The organism is Candidatus Pelagibacter bacterium nBUS_27 (genome assembly GCF_051200985.1).
In the GTDB taxonomy this organism is placed as follows: domain Bacteria; phylum Pseudomonadota; class Alphaproteobacteria; order Pelagibacterales; family Pelagibacteraceae; genus Pelagibacter.
In genome coordinates, this window is the sequence record NZ_CP172845.1 from 16048 (window position 1) to 40048 (window position 24001).

At 30.8% G+C, this 24001-nt stretch carries 17 protein-coding genes and 1 tRNA gene; 14 read left to right on the forward strand and 4 right to left on the reverse strand.

Annotated elements, in window-relative coordinates; genetic code table 11:
• Positions 1-137: 137 nt before the first annotated feature.
• The 3 genes from ACIJYG_RS00100 (at position 138) to ACIJYG_RS00110 (ending at position 4838) form a co-directional block, all read left to right on the forward strand.
• Positions 138-1364, forward strand: coding sequence for a pyridoxal phosphate-dependent aminotransferase (locus ACIJYG_RS00100; protein ID WP_435097010.1), 1227 nt, complete (start codon positions 138-140; stop codon positions 1362-1364).
• Between the two features lie 73 nt (positions 1365-1437).
• Positions 1438-2442 (forward strand): TAXI family TRAP transporter solute-binding subunit, encoded by a 1005-nt coding sequence (locus ACIJYG_RS00105; protein ID WP_435088470.1) that lies wholly within the window; start codon positions 1438-1440, stop codon positions 2440-2442.
• Positions 2443-2516: 74 nt separating this feature from the next.
• The gene (locus tag ACIJYG_RS00110) at positions 2517-4838 is read left to right on the forward strand and encodes a TRAP transporter permease (protein ID WP_435097013.1); all 2322 of its coding nucleotides are present in this window, start codon (positions 2517-2519) and stop codon (positions 4836-4838) included.
• Here ACIJYG_RS00110 and ACIJYG_RS00115 read toward each other — a convergent pair whose 3' ends face one another.
• Both ACIJYG_RS00115 and ACIJYG_RS00120 read right to left on the reverse strand, forming a co-directional pair.
• Positions 4839-5264, reverse strand: coding sequence for a PaaI family thioesterase (locus tag ACIJYG_RS00115; RefSeq protein ID WP_435088472.1), 426 nt, complete (start codon positions 5262-5264; stop codon positions 4839-4841).
• Positions 5265-5383: 119 nt separating this feature from the next.
• A tRNA-Arg gene (locus ACIJYG_RS00120) sits at positions 5384-5460 on the reverse strand.
• Positions 5461-5534: 74 nt separating this feature from the next.
• On the opposite strand from ACIJYG_RS00120, the gene ACIJYG_RS00125 reads away from it, so the two are divergent.
• The 4 genes from ACIJYG_RS00125 to ACIJYG_RS00140 all read left to right on the forward strand — a co-directional run bounded on the left by ACIJYG_RS00125 (position 5535) and on the right by ACIJYG_RS00140 (position 12056).
• Positions 5535-6722 (forward strand): acetyl-CoA C-acetyltransferase, encoded by a 1188-nt coding sequence (locus tag ACIJYG_RS00125; RefSeq protein WP_435097016.1) that lies wholly within the window; start codon positions 5535-5537, stop codon positions 6720-6722.
• A gap of 128 nt (positions 6723-6850) precedes the next feature.
• Positions 6851-9889 carry a pyruvate dehydrogenase (acetyl-transferring), homodimeric type gene (gene aceE / locus ACIJYG_RS00130; RefSeq protein ID WP_435097019.1) on the forward strand — a complete coding sequence of 1013 codons (3039 nt, stop codon included), beginning with the start codon at positions 6851-6853 and terminating at the stop codon, positions 9887-9889.
• Positions 9889-11154 (forward strand): 2-oxo acid dehydrogenase subunit E2, encoded by a 1266-nt coding sequence (locus tag ACIJYG_RS00135; protein WP_435097022.1) that lies wholly within the window; start codon positions 9889-9891, stop codon positions 11152-11154. The genes aceE and ACIJYG_RS00135 overlap by 1 nt, the downstream gene beginning before the upstream one ends.
• 8 nt (positions 11155-11162) lie before the next feature.
• On the forward strand, positions 11163-12056 hold the full coding sequence (locus tag ACIJYG_RS00140; RefSeq protein WP_435097025.1) for a DMT family transporter: 894 nt from the start codon (positions 11163-11165) through the stop codon (positions 12054-12056).
• On the opposite strand, the gene ACIJYG_RS00145 is transcribed toward ACIJYG_RS00140, so the two are convergent.
• A complete protein-coding gene (locus ACIJYG_RS00145) occupies positions 12053-12817 on the reverse strand; it encodes an undecaprenyl-diphosphate phosphatase (protein WP_435097028.1) in 765 nt (254 codons plus the stop codon). The two genes, ACIJYG_RS00140 and ACIJYG_RS00145, sit on opposite strands and share 4 nt — an antisense overlap.
• Before the next feature lie 182 nt (positions 12818-12999).
• On the opposite strand from ACIJYG_RS00145, the gene ACIJYG_RS00150 reads away from it, so the two are divergent.
• Both ACIJYG_RS00150 and gltB read left to right on the forward strand, forming a co-directional pair.
• On the forward strand, positions 13000-14439 hold the full coding sequence (locus tag ACIJYG_RS00150; protein WP_435097031.1) for an NAD(P)-dependent oxidoreductase: 1440 nt from the start codon (positions 13000-13002) through the stop codon (positions 14437-14439).
• Positions 14439-18944 carry a glutamate synthase large subunit gene (gene gltB / locus ACIJYG_RS00155; protein WP_435097034.1) on the forward strand — a complete coding sequence of 1502 codons (4506 nt, stop codon included), beginning with the start codon at positions 14439-14441 and terminating at the stop codon, positions 18942-18944. The genes ACIJYG_RS00150 and gltB overlap by 1 nt, the downstream gene beginning before the upstream one ends.
• Here the strand turns inward: gltB and ACIJYG_RS00160 are convergent.
• Positions 18941-19684: an alpha/beta hydrolase gene (locus tag ACIJYG_RS00160; protein WP_435097037.1), complete on the reverse strand. Its 744-nt coding sequence runs from the start codon at positions 19682-19684 to the stop codon at positions 18941-18943. The genes gltB and ACIJYG_RS00160 overlap by 4 nt on opposite strands.
• A 42-nt stretch (positions 19685-19726) precedes the next feature.
• Between ACIJYG_RS00160 and ACIJYG_RS00165 the strand changes: the two genes are divergently transcribed.
• The 5 genes from ACIJYG_RS00165 to rplT are packed head-to-tail and all read left to right on the forward strand — an operon-like array spanning position 19727 to position 23962.
• Positions 19727-20881, forward strand: coding sequence for a glycosyltransferase family 4 protein (locus ACIJYG_RS00165; RefSeq protein ID WP_435097039.1), 1155 nt, complete (start codon positions 19727-19729; stop codon positions 20879-20881).
• Entirely contained in the window at positions 20881-22797 is a 1917-nt protein-coding gene (thrS, locus tag ACIJYG_RS00170) for a threonine--tRNA ligase (protein ID WP_435097042.1), read from the forward strand. Before ACIJYG_RS00165 ends, thrS begins: the two co-directional genes overlap by 1 nt.
• Complete coding sequence (infC, locus tag ACIJYG_RS00175; protein ID WP_028036189.1) at positions 22798-23343, forward strand: translation initiation factor IF-3; 546 nt, start codon at positions 22798-22800, stop codon at positions 23341-23343. It abuts the gene before it with no gap.
• 53 nt (positions 23344-23396) lie between these two features.
• Complete coding sequence (rpmI, locus tag ACIJYG_RS00180) at positions 23397-23603, forward strand: 50S ribosomal protein L35 (protein WP_008545827.1); 207 nt, start codon at positions 23397-23399, stop codon at positions 23601-23603.
• A gap of 2 nt (positions 23604-23605) precedes the next feature.
• Entirely contained in the window at positions 23606-23962 is a 357-nt protein-coding gene (gene rplT, locus ACIJYG_RS00185; protein ID WP_023649116.1) for a 50S ribosomal protein L20, read from the forward strand.
• The last annotated feature ends 39 nt before the right edge of the window (positions 23963-24001 follow it).

Genomic DNA, 24001 nt, shown 5'->3' on the forward strand with positions numbered 1-24001 from the left:
ATATTGTTGGTGTTAAAGAACAAAGATAGACTAAAACATGACCGAATCGGAGGATAAAAAGTTCTCATTTTACTACAAGCTATACTTAGATTAGCATAATTAAGATTAATTCTATAATAGTAATTTAAAAAAAAAGAATGCTAAAAAATTTAGTTAAAGATTTAAAACCATCGTCTACTTTACTGATCAATGAAACTTCAAGAAAATTAGAGGAACAAGGAAAAAAAATATATAAATTCGGCTTTGGACAGTCACCATTTAAAGTTCCAGAGGATGTTGTTGAAGAACTTAAAAATAACGCACATCAAAATAAATATCTACCAATGCAAGGTCTTTTGGAATTAAGAAAGGCAGTAGCAAAATATACATCAAAAAGAAAAAATCATGACTATAAATCTGAAAATGTAATTATTGGACCTGGTTCAAAAGAATTAATGTTTTTATTACATGTTATATTTGATGGAGAAATAATATTGCCTGCTCCTAGTTGGGTTTCATACGCTCCCCAAGCAATATTGGGCAGAAATAAAACACAAATTTTACAAACAAAAAGAGAGAATAATTGGTTTCCAACCGCTTCGGAAATTGAGGAGATTATTTTAAAGGATAAAAATAAAAATTATTTATTATTCTTAAATTCACCAAATAATCCATCAGGTCAAATTTGTGAAAATTTAGAGGAAATTGCTGATATTGCTAAAAAGTATAATCTTATTATTTTGTCCGATGAAATATACTCAGAATTAAGTTTTAAAGATAATTATCAATCTATTTCAAATTTTTGCCCTGATAAAACAATTGTTAGTACTGGATTAAGCAAATGGTGTGGAGCTGGTGGATGGAGATTGGGTTATTTTTTAGTACCAGACTCATTAAAACAAATTAGAGATATGATTAATGTCTTAGCCAGCGAAACTTTTTCTGCTGTTAGTGCACCTATTCAATATGCAGCGATAACAGCTTATAATAATGATCACTCACACTATATCAATATATCCAGAAAAATTTTAAGTGCAGTTGGTAAATATGTTTATGAAAATCTAAAATCTAATAAAATTTTGATCAATGAGCCTCAAGGAGGCTTTTATTTAATGCCTGAGTTTTTAAATAAAAAATTTAATACTTCATCAGAAATGTGTGACAGTATATTGAATGGTACAGGTGTAGCCTTGCTACCTGGATCTGATTTTGGTTTTGATCAAAACAAAATGTTGGCAAGATTGAGCTTTACTGATTTTGATGGTCAAAAATTTATGAATAAAATTGATGTAAATCAAAAAATTGATAATGATCTTATAAATGAATTTGCACCTAAAATTATTGAAGGTGTTGATAAGTTAAAAAAATGGTCTGAATCAATATAAAATCTTACTATACATACCTAAACATTTACTGTTAAAATTAATTTATAAAAATAACGATATAGAGGGAGAAATAATGAAAAAAATAATTACATCTCTATCAAGTGCTTTACTGATATTGGTTGCATCTTTGTCTTTAACTGGTGTAGCAAAATCAGCTGAGTTCTTCACGATAGGAACTGGTGGACCTACTGGAGTTTATTTCCAAACAGGTAACGCTATTTGTAAAATGTTACACAAATCAGCAATAAGTGCTGAACATGGAAGAAAAAAAGGTACAGCTAAAGCATATAGGTGTACTGCACCATCAACTGGTGGATCAAATTATAATATTGGTCAAATAGCAGCTGGTGAATTTCAATTTGGTGTAGCTCAGTCTGATTGGCAATATCATGCTGTAAATGGATCTAGCAAATGGGAAGGAAAACAGTACAGTGATTTAAGAGCTGTTTTCTCAGTTCATAATGAGCCTTTTCAAATTTGGGCTAGAAAAAAAGCAAAGATTAAAGATTTTGCTGGATTAAAAGGAAAAGTTGTTAACATTGGTAACCCTGGTTCAGGACAAAGAGGAACTATGGAAGAATTAATGAAAGCAATGGGTGTTGATAATAGTTATTTCAAATCAACAACTGAACTTACATCTTCTGAACAAGTAAAAGCTTTGTGTGATGGTAAAATTGATGCTTTTGGTTATTCAGTAGGTTTTCCTAATGGTGCCATGGAACAAGCTGCAACTTGTGCTGCTAAAGCATCGCCAATAAATTTAACAGGTTCTGAAGTTCAAGGTTTAATAAGTGGTGCTGACTATTATGCACAAGCTATTATTCCTAAAGGAACTTATACAGGTCAGAAAAAAGATGCTACAACTTTTGGTGTAAAAGCTACTGTAGTAACTTCTGCCGATGTTTCTGATGAACTTGTGTATTTAGTTGTAAAAGCTGTGATGGAAAATTTTGATGATTTCAAAAAACAACATCCTGCTTTTGGATTTTTGGAAAAGAAAAACATGATTAAAGATGGTTTATCTGCTCCACTACATCCAGGTGCAATTAAATACTACAAAGAAGCTGGATTAATGTAATCCAATTAAATAATTTAATTAAAAGGCCTGATTTTTATCGGGCCTTTTTTTTATAATAGAGTATCTTTTTCATAATGAATCAAAGTATTAATGAAAATGTAAAAAGTAAGATTAACGAAGATTTGTCACCAACTAGAAATCTTACAGGCTTTCATTTAAAAGTGGTTGCAGCTATTGCAATCATTTGGTCTTTATTTCAACTTTGGTATGCATCACCATTTCCTTTTATGTTTAATGTTGGAATGTTTAAAGGGCTACCAGCTAGAGCTATCCATTTAGGTTTTGCTTTAACTTTAGCATTTTTAATTTTTCCAATTACCAAAAATAAAAAAATCTCAATATTTGATATTATAATTAGTTTGGTTGCTGCTTTTTCATGTCTTTATATATATTTTTTTTATGATCAGCTTGTTGATCGTGGTGGAGTACTTTTAAATTTTCAAATTGGAGACAACATTAATCTTCCAATTGAATTAATAATTGGTAGTTGTGGCATTATAATTTTACTTGAGGCAACTAGACGTGCAATAGGTTTGCCTTTGGTGATTATTGCAATATGTTTTTTATTATTTTCTTACTTTGGTAGATACGCACCAGAAATAATTTCTCATGGTGGGCTTTCATTAAATAGATTAGTTGGTTTTCAGTGGTTAGATCAAGAAGCTATCTTTGGAATTCCAATAGGTGTTTCTGTAGATTTTATATTTTTATTTGTATTATTTGGAGCTCTTCTTGAAACAGCAGGAGGCGGAAAATATTTCCTAGACTTAGCTTTTGCAATGGTAGGAAAAATGAGAGGTGGACCTGCAAAAGCTGCAATTCTAGGCTCAGGAATGACAGGTTTAATTTCAGGCTCATCCATAGCCAACACAGTGACCACAGGAACTTTTACTATTCCTATTATGAAAAAAACCGGTTTTTCAAAAGAAAAAGCTGGTGCTATTGAAGTTTCATCATCTGTTAATGGTCAATTGATGCCACCTGTTATGGGTGCTGCAGCTTTTGTAATGGCAAGTTTTATCGGAGTTACGTATTTTGAAATAGTGAAGCATGCTTTTTTACCAGCAATAATTTCATACGTAGCGCTATTTTATATTTCTCACTTAGAAGCTTTAAAATTAAATTTAAAAGGAATGGATGAAGAAGACGTACCAAATTTGAAAAAAACATTTCTTTCTGGTCTCCATTTTTTGATACCTATTTTTGTATTAATTTATATGCTGGTTTACCTAAGGTTTACCGCTTCCTATTCTATTTTTTACGCAACTATTTCGCTCATTATTGTTAATTTAATTTACCTATCTATTAAAGGTGAGGATTTAAAAAACTCACTTAAAGTTTGGTTTAATCAAACTATTGTAGGTTTTGAAAAAGGTGCCTTAAATATGGTTGGTGTTGGAATAGCTATAGCAACAGCAGGAATAATAGTTGGAGCTGTTGGATCAACAGGATTAAGTACAAACTTAATTATAGTTATAGAGTCGATAGCAAAAGATAATGTTACAATATTATTATTTTTAACTATAATTTTATGTTTGCTATTAGGAATGGGATTGCCAACAACAGCAAACTATGTGGTTGTTGCTTCATTAATGGCGACTGTTTTAGTTGATGTTGGTAATGCATCAGGGTTTATCTTTCCATTAATAGCAGTTCACCTATTTGTATTTTATTTTGGTTTAATGGCAGATGTGACGCCTCCAGTGGGTCTTGCCTCATATGCTGCTGCAGCCATTTCAGGAGGTGATCCTTTAAAAACTGGGCTACAAGCATTTTGGTATAGTTTGAGAACAGGAATACTACCAATTGTTTTTTTATTTAATCATGAATTACTTTTAATAGGAATAGAAAATATTTGGCATGCATTAGTTGTTATTATTACTTCTTTAGCAGGAATATTAGTGTTTACTTCGGCAACACAAGGTTGGTTTATTAATAAATTAAAATGGTATGAAATAATCATTTTTTTAATAATTTCTATCTCATTATTGTCCCCCGAGTTTGTTCTTAATAAATTTTATCCTAAATATAATTATCAGAATATGAGTGTAATTAATTCAGTTATATTAGATCCAAAAAAGGAAGTGCGATTTAAAATTATAAGACCTAGTCCATATGGAGAAAGATATAAATTATTTGTAATTAACAAAAATACTTTTGAAAAAGAATATAATTTAGAAGAATACGGAATTAGTTTAGTGAAAGAAGAGAATAGAATTATCGTTGATAATCTAAAATGGAATGGAGAAGCTAAAAAAAGTGGATTTGAGATGGGTGATTATATAAGTGAATTTAAAATAGAAAATTTAAATAGACCTAATAAGGGTGTTATTTATCCTATTGCAATTTTGCTTTTAATTTTCTTTGGTTATCTGAATTATAGACGAAAAGAATAATTAACCACCTGGACCTAAATTTGAAGGTTTAACTTTTAAAATTTTCCAAACCCCAGAGGCTGAAGTAATGATCTTGTCATTACATCTTAATTCACAAAATAAAAATACAAGTGTATTTGTTTTTTTTAGTATTTTTGTGAATCCCGTTATTTCATCACCTTCTTTAGAAGCGCCAATAAATTTTAAATCTAAAGAAATAGTTACGCAAGGTGCATTGCCAGATGTCCTATGAGCTGCTGTGCCCGCTCCAGCATCTATTAAAGCTGATAAATAACCACCATGAGTTATTCCAGCAGCATTTAAATGATTTTCATTTATAGTAGATTTAAATTCATATTCTGTTTCTGATATTGTTTTAAACAAAACACCCCCATTGTGTTTCATAAATCCTGGCTTAATGCTTATTTGTTCATAATCATTGCTCATAGTTTTTTATAATACAAAAGTTAAAATTAATAAAATTATTAAAACAATTATAAAAAAATAAATAACTGATTTTTGTAATGATGCTTTTAACAACCAATCTAACATTTTAACTCCTTTTTTGGTGGACCGCCCAGAACTCGAATCTGGAATCTCCCGGTTCGTAGCCGAGCGCCTTATCCAATTTGGCCAGCGGTCCTTATTAAATAATTATCTCCATATATCAAAGTTTTTGATGTAATTTAACTTATTAAATATTATGTTGAGCTATCAATGAGCAAAAAACTAGATGATGTTGTTATAACATCTGCACTAAGAACACCTATAGGTGCATATAAGGGATCTTTAAAAAGTATTAGTGCGGATAAATTAGGTGCACTAGTTATTAAAGAAGTTATTCATAATTCAAAAATAAAAGCAGATGAGGTTGACGAAGTAATAATGGGACATGTTCTTACTTCTGGTTTAGGTCAAAATCCAGCTAGGCAAGCATCTATTCGTGCTGGGGTACCTGTTTCAAAACCTGCACATATTATCAACCAAGTATGTGGATCTGGATTAAGAGCTGTAATTTCAGGCTATCAATCGATTAAACTTGGAGAAAACAAAATAATTATTTCAGGTGGGCAGGAAAATATGTCAAGGGCACCACACTCAATATTTTATAGAGAAGATAAAAAATTATTGGAAAAAAAATTAGTAGATACCATGATTAATGATGGGTTATTAGACTCTTTTAATGATTACCATATGGGAGTTACAGCAGAAAATGTTGCTGAAAAATTTCAAATAACAAGAGATGAGCAAGATATCTTTTCATTAAATTCTCAGGAGAAAACTCAAGAAGCAATGAATAAAAATAAATTTAAAGATGAATTAATTAAATTACAAATAAATAATAATGAAGAAAGCTTTGAACTTGATAAAGATGAGCATCCAAGAAGTAATTTAAAACTAGAAGATTTAAAAAAGTTAAAAACTGTTTTTAAAGAAAATGGAACAGTTACACCAGGTAATTCTTCAGGAATAAATGATGGTGCAGCAGCAACAGTATTGATGACAAGAGAACAGGCGGAACATAAATCACTAGAACCATTAGTTAAAATAACTTCCTGGGCCTCTTGCGGTGTTGAACCATCTTTAATGGGTCTTGGCCCAATACCAGCTGTTAAAGAAGCACTTAATAAAGCAAATTGGAGTTTAAAAGATGTTGATCTGTTTGAAATAAATGAGGCATTTGCAGCTCAAAGTATCGCCGTGATTAAAGACTTAAAAATTGATCAGTCTAAAGTAAATGTAAATGGTGGTGCAATAGCATTAGGACATCCTATCGGTGCATCAGGGACTAGAATATTAGTTACACTTATTCATGAAATGATTAAACAAAATAAAACAAAAGGATGTGCTGCACTCTGTATCGGAGGCGGAATGGGTATCGCAATGTGTGTTGAAAGAACCTAAAAAGTGCCAATTTGTTTTATTTTTACAACTTTTTGCTCAATTAAAATACATGTTCTCAAAAAAACCTAATTAATGTGCTAAAATAAAAATCAATAAATTTTTTTTAGGTATATAAAATATTAAAAATAATGAGTGAAAAATTACTTGTCCCTGATATTGGAGATTTTGACGAAGTTGAAGTTATAGAGATTCTTGTAAAACAAGGAGATCAACTAAATATAAATGATCCAGTAATTACGATCGAAAGTGATAAATCGAGTGTTGAAATTCCGTCAACAGTCTCAGGTAAAATAGAGACAGTTGAAGTTAAAGTAGGAGATAAAGTTTCAAAGGGCAGTTTAATCTTAAACATTGTTTCATCAGGTGAAAATAAACAAAGTGCTCCAATCCCAAAAGACACTGAAAGCATCATAAAACAAGCTGAGGTAGCCATGACTAAGAAAGAGGAAGAGATTGTGGTTTCTAAACAACCAACTCAAAAAAAAGAACAATCAATTATTCAAGTAACTAATGGAAATGATATTGATCCTTTAGAAACTCAAGATTGGTTAGAATCTTTGTCGGAAGTAATTTCAAAAGATGGAAATCAAAGAGCTCATTTTTTAATTAAAGAATTAATTAATAAAGCATATCGTGAAGGAGCAAACATTCCTTATACGCAAAATACACCATATATAAATACAATCCCACCAGAAGCAGAGGTTAAATCAAATGGAGACCAAAATATTGAAAGAAGAATTAGGTCTTTAATAAGATGGAATGCAGCTGCAATGGTTGTAAGAGCAAACAAAAAGTTCCCAGAACTTGGTGGACACATAGGAACATTTGCATCGGCTGCTACATTATATGATGTTGGAATGAATCATTTTTGGAGAGCAAAAAATAATAAATTTGGTGGAGATTTAGTTTATTTTCAAGGACATAGTGCTCCAGGAGTATATTCTAGAGCATTTTTAGAGGGAAGATTAAACGAAAAACAATTGGATAGTTTTAGACAAGAAGTTAATTCTGGTGGACTTTCCTCATATCCTCATCCATGGTTGATGCCTAAGTTTTGGCAATTTCCAACTGTCTCAATGGGTCTTGGTCCTATGCTTGCAATTTATCAGGCAAGATACATGAAATATCTTATTAATAGAGGTCTTATAAAAGATGAAGGTCGAAAAGTTTGGGCCTTTTTAGGTGATGGAGAAATGGATGAACCAGAATCTATGGGTGCAATAGGATTAGCTGCTAGAGAAAAACTAGATAATTTAATATTTGTGATTAATTGCAATCTACAAAGACTCGATGGACCTGTACGAGGAAATGGAAAAATTATTCAAGAATTAGAGGGCAGTTTTCGTGGAGCTGGTTGGAATGTAATAAAAGTAATATGGGGTTCGTATTGGGACTCGTTGATAGCAAATGATAAAACAGGTCATTTAGTTAAAATAATGAATGAAACAGTAGACGGCGAATATCAAGCGATGAAAGCTAGAGATGGTGCTTATGTAAGAGAAAAGTTTTTTGGTAAATATCCAGAAACACAAGAATTAGTTTCAAGCTTATCAGATAAAGATATTTGGAGATTAAATAGAGGTGGTCACGACCCTCATAAGGTATACGCTGCCTACGATAAAGCCACAAAAAACCAAGGAAGCCCGACAGTTATTATTGCTAAAACTATTAAGGGATATGGAATGGGTAAGACAGGCGAAAGTGTAAATACCACTCACCAAACAAAAAAATTAGATGTAGATGATTTGTTGTATTACAGAGATCGTTTTGATGTTCCTCTAACAGATGAACAAGTTAGAAATATCGAATATTTTAAACCAGATGAAAAATCACCAGAAATTAAATACTTAAAAGAAAGAAGGTTGAATTTAGGTGGCTATTTACCTGAAAGAACAACTTATGCAAAACCAATTAAAGCGCCATCAAAAGATATTTTTGATTTTATGAAAGTTTCAACTGGTGAAAAAGAGATGTCAACAACAATGGCAATGGTAAGAATGTTTACTAATTTACTAAGAGATAAAAATATTTCACCAAGATTAGTTCCAATCATCCCTGATGAAGCAAGAACATTCGGAATGGAAGGTTTTTTCCAAAAAATTGGAATATATGCACATGAGGGACAAAAATATGAACCAGAAGATGCTGCACAGTTAAGTTCTTATCGTGAAGATAAAAGTGGCCAAGTATTAGAGGAAGGAATTAACGAAGCTGGAGCGATGTCATCTTGGATTGCAGCTGCTACAGCATATACAAATCATGATATAGAAATGATACCAATTTATATTTTTTATTCTATGTTTGGTTTTCAAAGAATAGGTGATCTTGCATGGGCTGCAGGCGATAGTCAAGCAAGAGGATTTTTAATTGGTGCTACTGCTGGGAGAACAACTTTAGCTGGAGAAGGACTTCAACACCAAGATGGACACAGTCATTTAATAGCCTCTACAATACCAAATTGTGTAACTTATGACCCAACTTTTCATTATGAACTAGCTGTAATTTTTCGAGAAGGCCTAAGAAGAATGCATGAGAAGAAGGAAAATGTTTTTTATTATATTACTACAATGAATGAAAATTATTCTCACCCTGAAATGCCAAAAGATAAAAATTGTGAAGAAGGTATTCTTAAAGGAATGTATAAGATTAAAGAATTTAATAAGTTTAAGAAGACAAAAATTCAACTTTTAGGATCAGGCACTATTCTTCGTGAGATGATAGCTGCAGCTGAAGTGCTTCAAAATGATTATCAAATTGATAGTGAAATTTGGAGTGTGACAAGTTTTAATGAATTAAGAAGAGATGGAATGGAGGTTGAGAGATATAATCTTTTAAATCCTGACAAAGAACAAAAAACTTCATTTGTTGAAAAATGTCTAGGAAAATCTGAAGGTCCAATAATGGCAGCATCAGATTATATGAGAATGAATTCAGATCAAATAAGACCATACACTAACAAAAGTTTTTACTCTCTAGGAACAGATGGTTTTGGTAGAAGTGATACTAGAAAAAATTTAAGAAAGTTTTTTGAGGTAGATAAAGAGCACTTGGTTGCTTATAGTTTAAGTGTTTTGGCTAAAGAGCAGTTGATAGCCTCAAAATATGCAGAAGAAGCAATAAAGAAATATAATATTGATGGTGAAAAACCAATGCCAACCAAATTATAATGTCAGAAATTGAAGTTAAAGTACCAAATATTGGAGATTTTAAAGATGTTGAAGTAATAGAGGTCTTAGTTTCAGAAGACCAAATAATTAAAAATAACGATCCCTTGATAACGATTGAAAGTGACAAATCTAGCGTAGAGATCCCTTCTAACTTTGAGGGAAAAATTAAAAATTTAAAAATAAAAGTAGGAGATAAAATTTCAGAAGGTGATTTGATATTAACTTTAGATAGCAAGTCACAAATAATCCAAGTAGCTGAAAAAAAACCAGAAATTGAAAAAGAATTTAAAAGAATTAAAGTAATTAAACCTGAAATAGAACAAACTACAAAAATTCAAAATAGAAATACATCCAACGATATTTCTTATGCAAGTCCAAAAGCTCGAAAATTTGCAAGAGAACTTGGAGTAGATATTAGTCAAGTTGTGGGAAGTGAAAAAGATGGAAGAGTTATTGAGGACGATATTAAAAAATTTGTTTCTTCTAAACCTAAAAATATTGATGAAGTTAAAGAAAATAAGTCAAATAAAATTAAAAATGAATTTGAGCATTCTGATTTTGGAGAAATTGAAATTAAAGATATTCCAAGAGTAAAGAAATTATCCTCAACCTATTTAACTAATTCATGGACAACCATACCTCATGTTACAAATCATGATGAGGCAGATATAACAGAAATGGAAAACTTCAGAAGTTCTCTGACCAATATGTATACAGGAGAAAAAATTAAAATTACTCCTTTAGCATTTATAATTAAAGCATTAGTCGCATCTTTAAAAAAATTCCCAAGTTTTAATTCCTCTATTGATGAAATTGATACTGGAAAAATGACATTAAAAAAATATTTTCATATTGGGATTGCTGTCGATACACCAAATGGTTTAATGGTTCCTAAAATCAGAAATGCTAATAACAAAAAAATTTCATTGCTCGGCAATGAATTAAAAGAAGTTAGTGAACTTTGTAGAAATCTCAAAATCGATAAAAAAGAATTATTTGGTGGATCTATGACTATTACAAGTTTAGGTGGAATAGGTGGGTCATTTTTTACTCCAATTATAAATTATCCAGAGGTTGCAATCTTAGGAGTGGGTAAATCACAAAAAAAGCAAATTTTTATTAATGGAAAATTTGAAACAAGAATAATGTTGCCAATCTCTTTATCTTATGATCATAGAATTATAGATGGTGCTGAGGCAGCACGATTTAATAATGACTTAAAAGAAAATTTAGGTAAAAATTTTGCCTACAAACTAGCTATCTAATATAAGTCATGTCAAAAACTACTTCATTATTAAGTGCCTTGTTATGTACTTTTATTTGGGGCACAACATTTATTGCTCAAGATACAGGTATGGACAACATTGGCCCATTCACATTTAATGCAGTTAGATTTTTTATTGGTTTCCTAGCTATCACGCCGTTAGTTTTGTTATTTGAGTTAAAAAAATTTAAGTCAGAGTTTAAATCTGACATTAAATCTTTCATCAATCTTTCAATTTTAATTGGTTTGTCATTGTTTTTGGGTTCCGCATTACAACAAGTTGCACTTCTTTATACAGATGTTGCAAATGCTGCATTTTTCACAATTTTTTATGTTCCGATGGTTCCAATTATAATTTTTATATTTAAAAAAAAGTCAATTCATTGGAGTGTTTGGCCATCTGTTATTTTGTGTTTAATTGGAGGTTATTTATTGACAAATTTTTATGATGCAACAGTAAGACTTGGAGATAGCCTGGTAATTCTTGGAGCTTTATTTTGGAGTACTCATATTATATTCACAGGAATAATTGTTAAAAAGTATGATCTTCCTTTAACCCTTGGTGCTATTCAAACTCTTATTGTTTCTTTATTTTCTTTTGCAATAGGACTTTTCTACGAAGAGTTTATTTATATTGATATTATGAAAGAAATAAACTCTATCTTATATGCTGGTATTTTATCAGGAGGTTTTGCTTTTGTTTTACAAATCTATGCTCAAAAAAATATAACCCCTGCCCCTGCAGCTATAATCTTTTCTTTAGAAGGAGTATTCGCAACTATTGCAGCTTGGTATATTTTAAATCAAATTTTAGATATAAATAATCTACTTGGCTGCTTTTTTATTCTTTGTGGTGTTTTATTGTCCCAACTGCTACCTTTAGTTAAAAAAAAATATTCTTAATAAATCACAGCAAATAAAATTAATGCTATGATAACTCTATAAATTACAAAAGCATTCATCGAAAATTTATTTATATAAATTAGAAAAAACTTTACTGTTAAAAAAGAAAAAATAAATGAAGTCAATATTGCAATAATTGCCAAATAACTAAATTCAACTGATTGAGAAAATATATCTTTTAAACCTAAAAAACTTGCACCACTTAAAGCTGGGATAGAAAGTAAAAATGATATTTTGCTAGAGTCCAATCTATTAAATCTTAAAATCCTTGCAGCAGTAATGGTTATACCTGCCCTACTAACCCCAGGTATTAATGAAAGAATTTGAAAAATACTTATAAAAAAAATTGATCGAAGATTTAAGTTTGAAGATATTTTTTTATCAAAATGATTTCTATCTGCCACATATAAAACAATTCCAAAGATTAAAGTTGACCATGCAATGACCTTAACATTTCTTAATTCATAAATAATACCTGTTGAATACAAAATATATCCAACAATAATTAATGGAATTGATCCCACAATAATAAGACCTAAAAGTCTCTTATTATTTTTAATATCCATTAAATCCTTTTTGAAATAATGGATAATTGCAAATAAAGACCCCAGATGGAGGCTGATATCTATTAATAATGAGCTAGATTTAAATTCATACAAACTTGAAACTAATATTAAATGTGCCGATGAACTTATGGGTAAAAACTCTGATATACCCTGAATAGCTGAGAGTATTAAAACTTCTATTATGTTTTGAAACATTTTATCTAACTAACTTAAAAAATAATTATTTAAAACAATTCGATTTAGACATATTAGCTATGCAAATGTTAAAAATCCTATAATTTTCAAAGTTATATAAGTTAATAAGGTCATAATAACTGACCTATTTTTTACTTTAATTAATAAAAACAATATATAACTTGCCAGAACAAAAATAATTTATGACTGACAAAATGCTAAAATTTGTAAAAATAGGTCAACAAACTCCACCTAAAAGAGAGAGTGATGTCAGAAAAAAAGACTTCAATGAGATTTATGATGAGTTTATTAGCGGTCAAGCAAAAGAACAATCAAGTAGATGTTCTCAGTGTGGAGTTCCTTTTTGTCAGGTTCATTGTCCATTAAGTAATAATATTCCAGATTGGCTTAAACTTACTGCTGAAGGAAGACTTCAGGAGGCTTATGAACTGTCTCAAAGTACAAACAATATGCCAGAAGTTTGTGGAAGAATATGTCCACAAGATAGATTATGTGAAGGTAATTGTGTAATTGAGCAATCTGGTCATGGAACAGTAACAATTGGTTCAATGGAAAAATATATAACTGATAATGCGTGGGAACAAGGTTGGGTAAAACCTATAAATATTTCTAATGAAAAAAATGAGAGTGTTGGAATAATTGGAGCTGGTCCAGCTGGTTTAGCAGCTGCTGAGGAATTGAGAAAAAGTGGATATAAAATTACAGTTTATGACAGATATGACAGAGCTGGAGGATTATTGATTTATGGAATTCCAAATTTTAAACTTGAAAAAGAAGTTGTTGAGAGAAGAACTAAACTTTTAAGAGATGGAGGAATTGAGTTTATTCAAAATTTTGAAGTAGGAAAAGATGCAAGCTTAGAACAATTGAGAAAAAAACATGATGCTATTTTAATAGCAACTGGAGTTTACAAAGCTCGAGAGGTAGAACTTTCAGGTAATGATTTAAATAATATTTTTCCTGCAATGGATTTTTTAACGGCATCAAATAAAAAAGGATTGGGTGATAAAGTAGAATTATTTGATAAAGGAATTTTAAACGCAGAAGGAAAAGATATTGTTGTAATTGGTGGTGGTGATACAGCAATGGACTGTCTAAGAACATCAATAAGACAAAAAGCTAAATCTGTTAAATGTTTATATAGAAGAGATAAAGAAAATATGCCCGGATCTGCAAGAGAAGTAGCCAATGCTGAAGAAGAAGGTGTTGAGTTTGTCTGGTTATCAAGTCCCAAGGAATTTAGAGGAACCAACAAAGTTGAAAAATTAATAGTTGATCAGATAAAATTAGGTGAACCTGACGAAAGTGGAAGAAGAAAACCAAAAGTTCAACAAGATTCAGATTTTGAGGTAAAGGCTGATATGGTTATTAAAGCCCTAGGTTTTGATCCTGAGGATTTGCCAACTTTATTTGATTCAAGTGAACTACAAGTAACAAAATGGGGAACTGTGAAAACTGATTTTGATACAATGGAAACAAATTTGAGTGGGGTTTTTGCTGCAGGTGACATAGTTAGAGGTGCATCTTTAGTTGTCTGGGCGATTAAAGATGGAAGAGATGCAGCCACTTCAATTAAAAAGCACTTAGAAAATAAGCATTCAAAACAGTCAAAAGTAGCTTAATGAAAAGTTATAAAAAAAATTTTGAAATATTAAAGAAAAACCACGTTTATTCTGAGGAGATGGAGCACGATGCTTGTGGTGTTGGTTTAATTGCATCTACTGAAGGAAAGAAATCACGTAAAGTCGTTGAGTATGGAATTGAAGCTTTAAAAGCAGTTTGGCACAGAGGAGCGGTTGATGCTGATGGAAAAACAGGTGATGGTGCAGGAATTCATATAGAAATACCTAAAGATTTCTTTATAGAAAAAATAGAAGTTACCGGTCACTCCTACGATAATTCAGAAATATGCGTTGGAATGATTTTCTTACCAAGAAATGACTATGCAGCACAAGAGAGTTGCAAAACAATAGTTGAAAGCGAATTAACAAAAAACAATTTTAGTATTTATGGTTGGAGACAGGTTCCAGTTAATCCAAAGGTTTTAGGTGAAAAAGCATTTCAAACAATGCCCGAAATTATTCAAGTGCTTTTTAAGTCTAACAATCCAGAATTATTAAACAAAGATCTTGAAAGAAAGATTTATGAAACAAGAAGAATAATTGAAAATAAAGCATTTCAAATTTCTTTAAATAATTTTTATATTTGTTCTCTCAGTTCAAAATCAATCATTTATAAGGGAATGTTTTTAGCAGAGGCTATTTCAGATTTTTTCTTAGACTTAAAAGATGAAAGATTTGTCTCAAGATATGCAATTTTTCACCAAAGATTTTCTACAAACACTGCACCAAGCTGGAATTTAGCTCAACCTTTTAGAGCTATTGCCCATAATGGAGAAATCAATACATATCGTGGTAATAAAAATTGGATGAAAGTTCATGAGCAAGAAATGAATAGTCCATTGTTTGATGACATAGAAAATTTAAAACCAGTAATTCAACAAGGTGCATCAGACTCAGCGGCATTAGATAATGTTTTTGAATTATTAAATATTTCAGGTCAGCCAGCACCTTTAGCAAAATTAATGTTAGTGCCAGATGCTTGGTCTAAAAAAAATAAAACTTTATCTAAAGATCATCAGCAATTGTTTAATTTTCTAAACAGCACTATGGAACCTTGGGATGGGCCTGCAGCTATTGCTGGTACAGATAATGAGTGGGTAATTGCTGCAAATGACAGAAATGGATTGAGACCATTGAGATATGCAATTACTAAAGATAATTTATTATTTGCAGGTTCAGAAACAGGAATGATTGAACTTAATGAAAAGAAAATTTTAACTAAGGGAAGATTAGGTCCTGGTGAAATAATTGGAGTTAGAATTGAAAAGGGAAAAGTATTTACTAATAGTAAAATTAAAGATTATTTGGCCAAGGAATATAAACACTTTAATTCTCAAATTATTGATTTAGATGAAAAAATTACTATTTCTGGAGAAAAACACTCATTTTCTGGAGATGATTTAAGAAGAAGACAATATACATTTGGAATTAGCCTAGAAGATTTAGAGCTTATTTTGCAGCCGATGGCTGAAGATGCAAAAGAAGCAATAGGTTCTATGGGTGATGATACCCCACTTGCTGTATTGTCAGATAAATACAGACCTCTTTACCATTTCTTTAGACAAAATTTTAGCCAGGTAACAAATCCTCCAATTGATTCATTAAGAGAAAATAAGGTTATGAGTCTAAAAACAAGGTTTGGAAATTTAGGTAATATTCTGGACTTTGATAATTTAACTAAGCAAAATATTTATGTTTTAAATAGTCCAATTTTATCAAACTCTCAATTTGACAAATTTATTAATTTTTTTGGTAAAAATTCGTTAGTCATAGATTGTACTTTTTCTAAAAATCAGTCTTTATTTGAGGCAATAAAACAAGTTCAAAAAGATGCAGAGATAGCTGTAAGACAGGGTGTTACTCAATTAATTTTAAGTGATAAAGGATTATCAGAAATTAATTTGCCCATTCCTATGCTTTTATGCGTAGGAGCAATCAATTCATTCTTAATAGAAAAAAAATTAAGAGGATATGTTTCCATAAACGTCCAATCTGGAGAAGCTTTAGATACACACTCATTTGCTACTTTAATTGGTGTGGGAGCAACCACAGTAAATCCATATCTTGCTTTTGATAGTTTGTATCAAAGACACGAAAAAAAACTTTTTGGAAAATTTAGCTTTGATGAATGTGTGGAGAGATATATCAAATCAGTGAATGCTGGTCTCTTAAAGATTATGTCTAAAATGGGAATTTCTGTTTTAAGTTCTTATAGAGGAGGATGTAATTTTGAAACTGTTGGATTAAGCAGAACAATTGTTGCTGATTATTTTCCAGGTGTTGTATCTAAAATATCTGGGATTGGATTAACAGGAATAGAAAAAAAAATTAGATCTATCCACAAAGAAGCATTTGAAAGTTCTGAAACTATTTTACCAATAGGTGGAATATATAGATACCGTAAAAATGGTGAGACACATCAGTATCAAGGAAAATTAATTCATTTACTACAAAGTGCCGTAGGATCTAACTCTTATGAAGCATACAAGAGATATGCTGATGGAATATATAATTTGCCACCAATAAATTTGAGAGATTTAATTGATTTTAGATCAAAAAAATTGAAAGGACCGATAGAAATTTCAGAGGTTGAGCCTATACAAAATATTCTTAAAAGATTTGGAAGCGGAAGCATGTCACATGGAGCTCTCTCAAAGGAAGCGCATGAAACGCTTGCAACTGGAATGAATAGAATTAAAGGTGCCTCATGTAGTGGCGAAGGTGGAGAAGATGAGAGCAGGTTTAAAGTATTAGAAAATGGAGATAGTGCAAATTCTAGAGTAAAACAAATAGCTTCAGCAAGATTTGGTGTCACTGTAAACTACCTAAATAATTGTAATGAAATTGAAATTAAAATAGCTCAAGGAGCAAAACCAGGAGAAGGTGGGCAATTACCAGGGTTTAAAGTTACAGATGAGATTGCAAAACTAAGACATTCAACACCTGGAGTTACTTTAATATCTCCTCCGCCACATCATGATATTTATTCTATAGAAGATCTTGCTCAACTTATTTATGATTTAAAACAAATAAATCCTAAAGCAAGAATTGGAGTTAAACTTGTTGCTTCATCAGGTGTAGGAACTATTGCTGCTGGTGTTGCTAAAGCGAAAGCTGATATAATATTAATATCAGGACACAATGGTGGTACTGGTGCAACACCACAAACTAGTGTTAAGTATGTTGGAATACCATGGGAAATGGGCTTAACAGAGGCCAATCAAGTTTTAACTTTAAACAACCTAAGACACAAAGTTACTCTTAGAACTGATGGTGGTATTAAAACAGGAAGAGATGTTGTTATTGCAGCGATGATGGGAGCCGAAGAATACGGAGTGGCAACCACTGCTTTAGTTGCGATGGGCTGCATTATGGTTAGACAGTGTCACTCAAATACATGCCCAGTTGGCGTTTGTACTCAAGATGATAAACTTAGAGAAAAATTTACAGGTACTCCAGATAAAGTAGTTAACTTATTTACTTTTATTGCATCTGAAGTAAGAGAAATTTTAGCAAAAATAGGCTTTAAATCATTGAATGATATAATTGGTAGAACAGATCTTTTAATGCAGGTCAGTAAAGCTTCTCCAAATCTTGATGATTTAGATCTGAACCCACTTTTTGTACAGGCAGATAATGGTAACAATAAAAGATATTGTGAAAATCAGGAAATAAATCATGTACCAGATACACTTGATCAAGAAATTTGGCCAGAGATTGAAAAAACTTTAGATAATTCTGGAAAGTTTGAAAAAGAATACATTATTAAAAATACTAATAGAGCTGTTGGAACAAGAATATCTCATCATCTTTATAAAAAATATGGATATGAAAAACTAAATGAAAACTTTTTAGTATTAAATTTCAAAGGATCAGCAGGTCAGTCATTTGGTGCTTTTTCAGCAAAAGGCTTAAAACTTGTTCTTAAAGGAGATGCTAATGATTATGTGGGTAAGGGATTGTCTGGTGCAACAATTTCTATCAAATTGTCTGATGAAAGTAATTTAATTTCAAATGAAAACACCATTATAGGTAATACAGTTTTATATGGTGCAACTTCAGGAAAATTATTTGCAGCTGGACAAGCGGGAGAAAGATTTGCTGTTCGAAATTCTGGGGCGATTACTGTAATTGAAGGATGTGACTCAAATGGCTGCGAATATATGACAGGTGGAACAGTGATAATTTTAGGTGATGTGGGTGATAATTTTGCAGCTGGAATGACCGGAGGTATGGCATTCATTTATGACAAATCAAGAGAATTTGAAAAAAAGGTAAACAAAGAGTCTGTTGTATGGCAAAATGTAGAAACAGATTATTGGAAAACATATCTTAAAGATTTAATCAAAGAGCATTTTGATGAAACAGGGTCTAATTTATCAAAGTTGTTAATTGAAAATTATAATGAAGAGTTAAAGAATTTTGTTCAGGTTTGTCCAAAAGAAATGTTAGACAAGTTAAGTAATCCAATTAGCCTCAAACCAATTATTAAAGAAGTTAGTTAAATAATTAATTTAAGTTCTTTAATTATCGTTTTAAGCCACTTTTGACTAGATAAACTGTGATCACCATCTTTAATAACTACTAATTTTTTTTTCGCTTTTAGAAATATTTTTAAAACTTTTCTTGAATAAGAAACTGGCACCACTTCATCTTTTTGACCGTGAACCATAGTAACATTTATTTTGGAGTCTATTTTTATGTTTAAAACCTTATTTTTTCTACCATCTTTTATCAATTGAAGAGTAATTGGATATTCATAGTTGCCATGTTTTAATTGTAAAATTCCTTTTTGAATAGTTTCGGACTTCATTTTTTTTGTGAATTTTTTCCACATCAAATTTTCTAAAAATTCAGGCGCAGAACCAATGCCCAAAAATCCCTTTATTTGATTTTTAAATTCTTGAAATTGTTTAAGGGCTAACCACGCACCCATACTTGAACCAATAATAGTAAAGTCGTTCTTTTTAACAAATTTTTTAATAAGAGCAGATGTTTCATTGCTCCATTTTGTAATATTACCATTTATAAATTTTCCTGATGACTTTCCATGTCCTGAATATTCAAGTGCTAAAAAACTTAGTTTATTTTGCTTAGCAAATTTTAAAAAGGCATTAGGTTTTTTTCCCTCTAAATCAGACATAAAACCATGTAAAAAAACAATAAAAGGGGCGCCTTTATGAATGTTACAAATAAATCTTATTTTCTTACTTTTTGAAACTTTGTGATATTTGAAATGAGTCATAATCGTTTATATGTTTAATCTAATATTATATAATCATATCAAATGTCATCTAATTTAAAAGTTTTACAAGTCATACCAAAATTAGGTTATGGAGGAGCTGAGACAGGCTGTTATGACATTGCTCATTATTTACCAGAAAATGATTGTAGATCTTATATTGTAACTAGTGGTGGAGAACTTCTTAAATTTATTGATAAAAAAAAAGTAAAAATAATAAAACTTCCTGTTCATAGTAAAAATCCATTAATTATATTTATAAATTTTTTAGCTTTAATTGGTGTGATATTAATTAATAATATTTCAATTGTACACGCTAGAAGTAGAGCTCCTGCTTGGTCATGTTTGTTAGCAGCAAAAATTACTGGCAGAAAATTTGTTACCACATTTCATGGGACCTATAATTTTAACAGTAAAATTAAAAAATTTTATAATTCTGTGATGGTTAGGTCAGATTTAATTATAGCAGGATCTAATTTTATTTTTTCTCATATAAAAGAAAATTATACAAAATATTTTGATGCTAAAAAAAAACTTTTAGTTATCTTTAGAGGTATCAACGTTGATTATTTTGATCCAACTACCAAACTAGATAGTGATGAAAAAAAATTATTAAAAAAATGGCAAATTGAAAAAGATAAAAAGATAATTCTCTTGCCTGGAAGGCTAACAGGATGGAAAGGACAAGAAGTTTTTATAGAAGCAATTAATTTAGTTAATATCGAACTTGGGTATGAGGCTTTTTATGCTGTAATACTTGGAAGTGATCAAGGTAGAGATTTATATAAAAAAAAACTTATCAGACTTACAGAGCAACATAGATTAAATAATCAGGTAAAATTTATTGATCATTGTAATGATATGGCTTTAGCTTACAAAATTTCAGATATAGTGATATCTGCATCAATTGAGCCGGAGGCTTTTGGAAGAGTAGCTGTTGAAGCTCAATCAATGGAAAAACCAATACTAGCAAGTGATATTGGCGGGTCTAATGAAACTATAATTGACGAAAAAACTGGTTTTTTATTTGAGTCTAACAACGCAAAATCATTAAGTGAAAAAATTTTAAAAGTACTTTCTATGGATGAGGCATCATTACAATCGATTGGTAAAGAAGGAAGAAAAAACATAATTCAAAAATTTAATGTTGAAAAAATGTGCTTTTCTACTTATTCAGAGTATAAAAGAATATTAAATTAATGCCTATAATTACATTACCAGATGGAAATAATTTAACATTTCCAGACAAAGTTACAGGTCTAGATGTAGCTGAAAAAATTAGTAAGTCACTTGCTAAACAAGCCATGGTTATAAGTGTTGATGGTGATTTAAAAGATTTAGATTTTTTAATAGAAAAAGATTGTTCTATTAAAATTTTTACGTCTAAAAATCCTGAGGGCCTAGAAACAATAAGACACGATACAGCACATATATTAGCAATGGCAGTACAAGAATTATTTCCAGGAACACAAGTTACTATTGGGCCAGTTATTGAAAATGGTTTTTACTATGATTTTGCAAGAAAAGAACCTTTTACTGAAGATGATTTAGAAAAAATTGAAAATAAGATGAAAGAAATTGTGGATAGAAATGAAATCACAAAACGAGAAGTTTGGGAGAGAAATAAAGCTATTTCACATTTTAAAGAAAAAGGAGAAACTTATAAAGCAGAGTTAATCCAAGCAATCCCGGAAAATGAAGATGTGTCTATTTATTTTCATGGAGACTGGCATGATCTTTGTAGAGGACCACATCTTTCTTCAACTGGTAAAATTGGAAAATTTTTTAAACTTACGAAAGTTTCAGGAGCCTATTGGAGAGGCGACTCTAACAATGAAATGTTGCAAAGAATATATGGTACAAGTTGGGCAACTCAGAAAGATTTAGATGAATATTTAAAAAGAATTGAAGAAGCTGAAAAAAGAGATCACCGAAAACTTGGAAAAGAAATGGATTTATTTCATTTTAGAGAAGAAAGTCCAGGTTCAGTATTTTGGCATGAAAAAGGATGGGCTTTATTTCAAAAATTAATTAATTATATGAGAGCCAGGCAGGATGTTGCGGGCTATAAAGAAGTTAATACACCAGAGATATTAGATAGACAATTATGGGAAAAATCTGGTCATTGGGAAAAGTATGGTGAAAATATGTATACATCAGAAACACCAGATGAAAAAGTATTTGCAATTAAACCTATGAATTGTCCTGGACATATTCAGGTATTTAATCAAGGTTTAAAAAGTTACAGAGATCTACCTTTACGTATTACAGAATTTGGAAAGGTACATCGTTATGAACCATCAGGAGCGTTACATGGCCTATTAAGAGTAAGAGCATTTACACAAGATGATGCTCATATATTTTGCTCTGAGGATCAAATTACAAGCGAATGTCTAGAGGTCACTAATTTAATTTTAGATATTTATAAAGATTTAGGTTTTGAAAATGTAATTCTTAAATATGCAGATAGACCAGATATAAGAGTCGGTGAAGATGAGGTTTGGGATAAAGCAGAAGCTTCTTTACTTGAAGCAGTCAAAGCATCTAAGTTAGAATATAGCATTAATAAGGGTGAAGGTGCATTTTATGGCCCAAAAATTGAATTTGTATTAAGAGATGCAATAGGTAGAGATTGGCAGTGTGGAACTTTGCAAGTCGATTTAAACTTACCTGGTAGATTGGATGCTTCTTATGTTGACAAAGATGGAACTAAAAAAGTACCTGTTATGCTTCATCGAGCGCTATTTGGTTCTTTAGAAAGGTTTATAGGTATTCTTATAGAAAACTATGCGGGCAAATTTCCTTTTTGGATTTCCCCATTACAAACAGTTGTGATACCAATATCAGAAGAATTTGATGATTATGCCATCGAAGTGTCAAAAAAAATTAAACAAGCAGGAATGAGTTCAAACGTTGATTTAAAAAAACATAATTTAAATTACAAAATAAGAGATCATTCATTAGCAAAAATACCTCTTTTATTAATTTGTGGTAAAAAAGAAGTTGACTCTAACTCGGTAACGATTAGAAGATTAGACACGAACAAACAAGAAAACATGGATTTAAATTTATTCTTAAAAACTTTCTCTGCTTTAAACAAAGCATCTTCAAACTAAGTGGCAGATTTTAAACAAAATTATTTTCAAAGAAGAACAAAAGATAGAGGTCCTAGGTCTAATAATAGAATCTCGTCTCCTGATGTTCAGGTTATAGCTAGTGATGGTGAAAACCTTGGTGTGATGAATACTAATGAGGCAATCTCAATGGCAAAAAATCAGGGATTAGATTTAATAGAGATAGCAGCTAATGCAAACCCGCCTGTTTGTAAAATTATGGATATGGGTAAATTTAAATATGATGCCCAAAAGAAAGCAAATATTGCCAAGAAAAAACAAAAAATTGTTTTATTAAAAGAAATTAAAATGAGGCCTGTTACAGAGACCCATGATTATGATTTTAAGGTTAAAAATGCAAAAAAATTTATAGCTAAGGGAGATAAAGTAAAATTTACCGTTAGATTCAAAGGCCGTGAATTACAACACTCTCATTTAGGAAAAGAATTGATGGACAAGATCAAAGAGGACATGAAGGATATTGGCAAGGTAGAATTGCATCCTAAATTTGATGGTAAGCAAATGATTATGGTAATTCAGCCTTTATAGGGCTTAATATAGGTTGTAAATGTATATCAATCTTTGTATAACACCGCAGAATTATGCCAAAATTAAAAACAAAAAGCTCAGCTAAAAAAAGATTCAAGATATCTGCAAAGGGTAAAGTTATGACAGCCCAAGCTGGTAAAAGACACGGCATGATTAAAAGAACGAATTCTCAAATAAGAAAATTAAGAGGCACAACAACTATGTCTAAGCAAGATGGCAAAATTGTTAAATCATACATGCCTTACAGTTTAAGAGGTTAATAATGGCAAGAGTAAAAAGAGGCGTAACTAGCAAAGCAAAACATAAAAAAGTTTTAAAAGCTGTCAAAGGTCAATGGGGCAGAAGAAAAAATACGATCAGAGTTGCAAAGCAAGCGATGGAAAAAGCGATGCAATATGCTTACAGAGATAGAAGAAATAAAAAAAGAGATTTCAAATCATTGTGGATACAAAGAATTAATGCTGGTGTAAGAGCCGAAGGTTTGACTTATTCTAAATTTATCAATGGCCTAGGAAAATGTGGCATTACAATTGATAGAAAAATTCTTGCTGAAATTGCTTACGACAGTCCAGAAGCATTTAAAACAATTGTACAAAAAGCTCAATCAGCTTTAAATTAATCTTCGCTATTGTTTTTATTTCTTAAGGAAATAATCTAT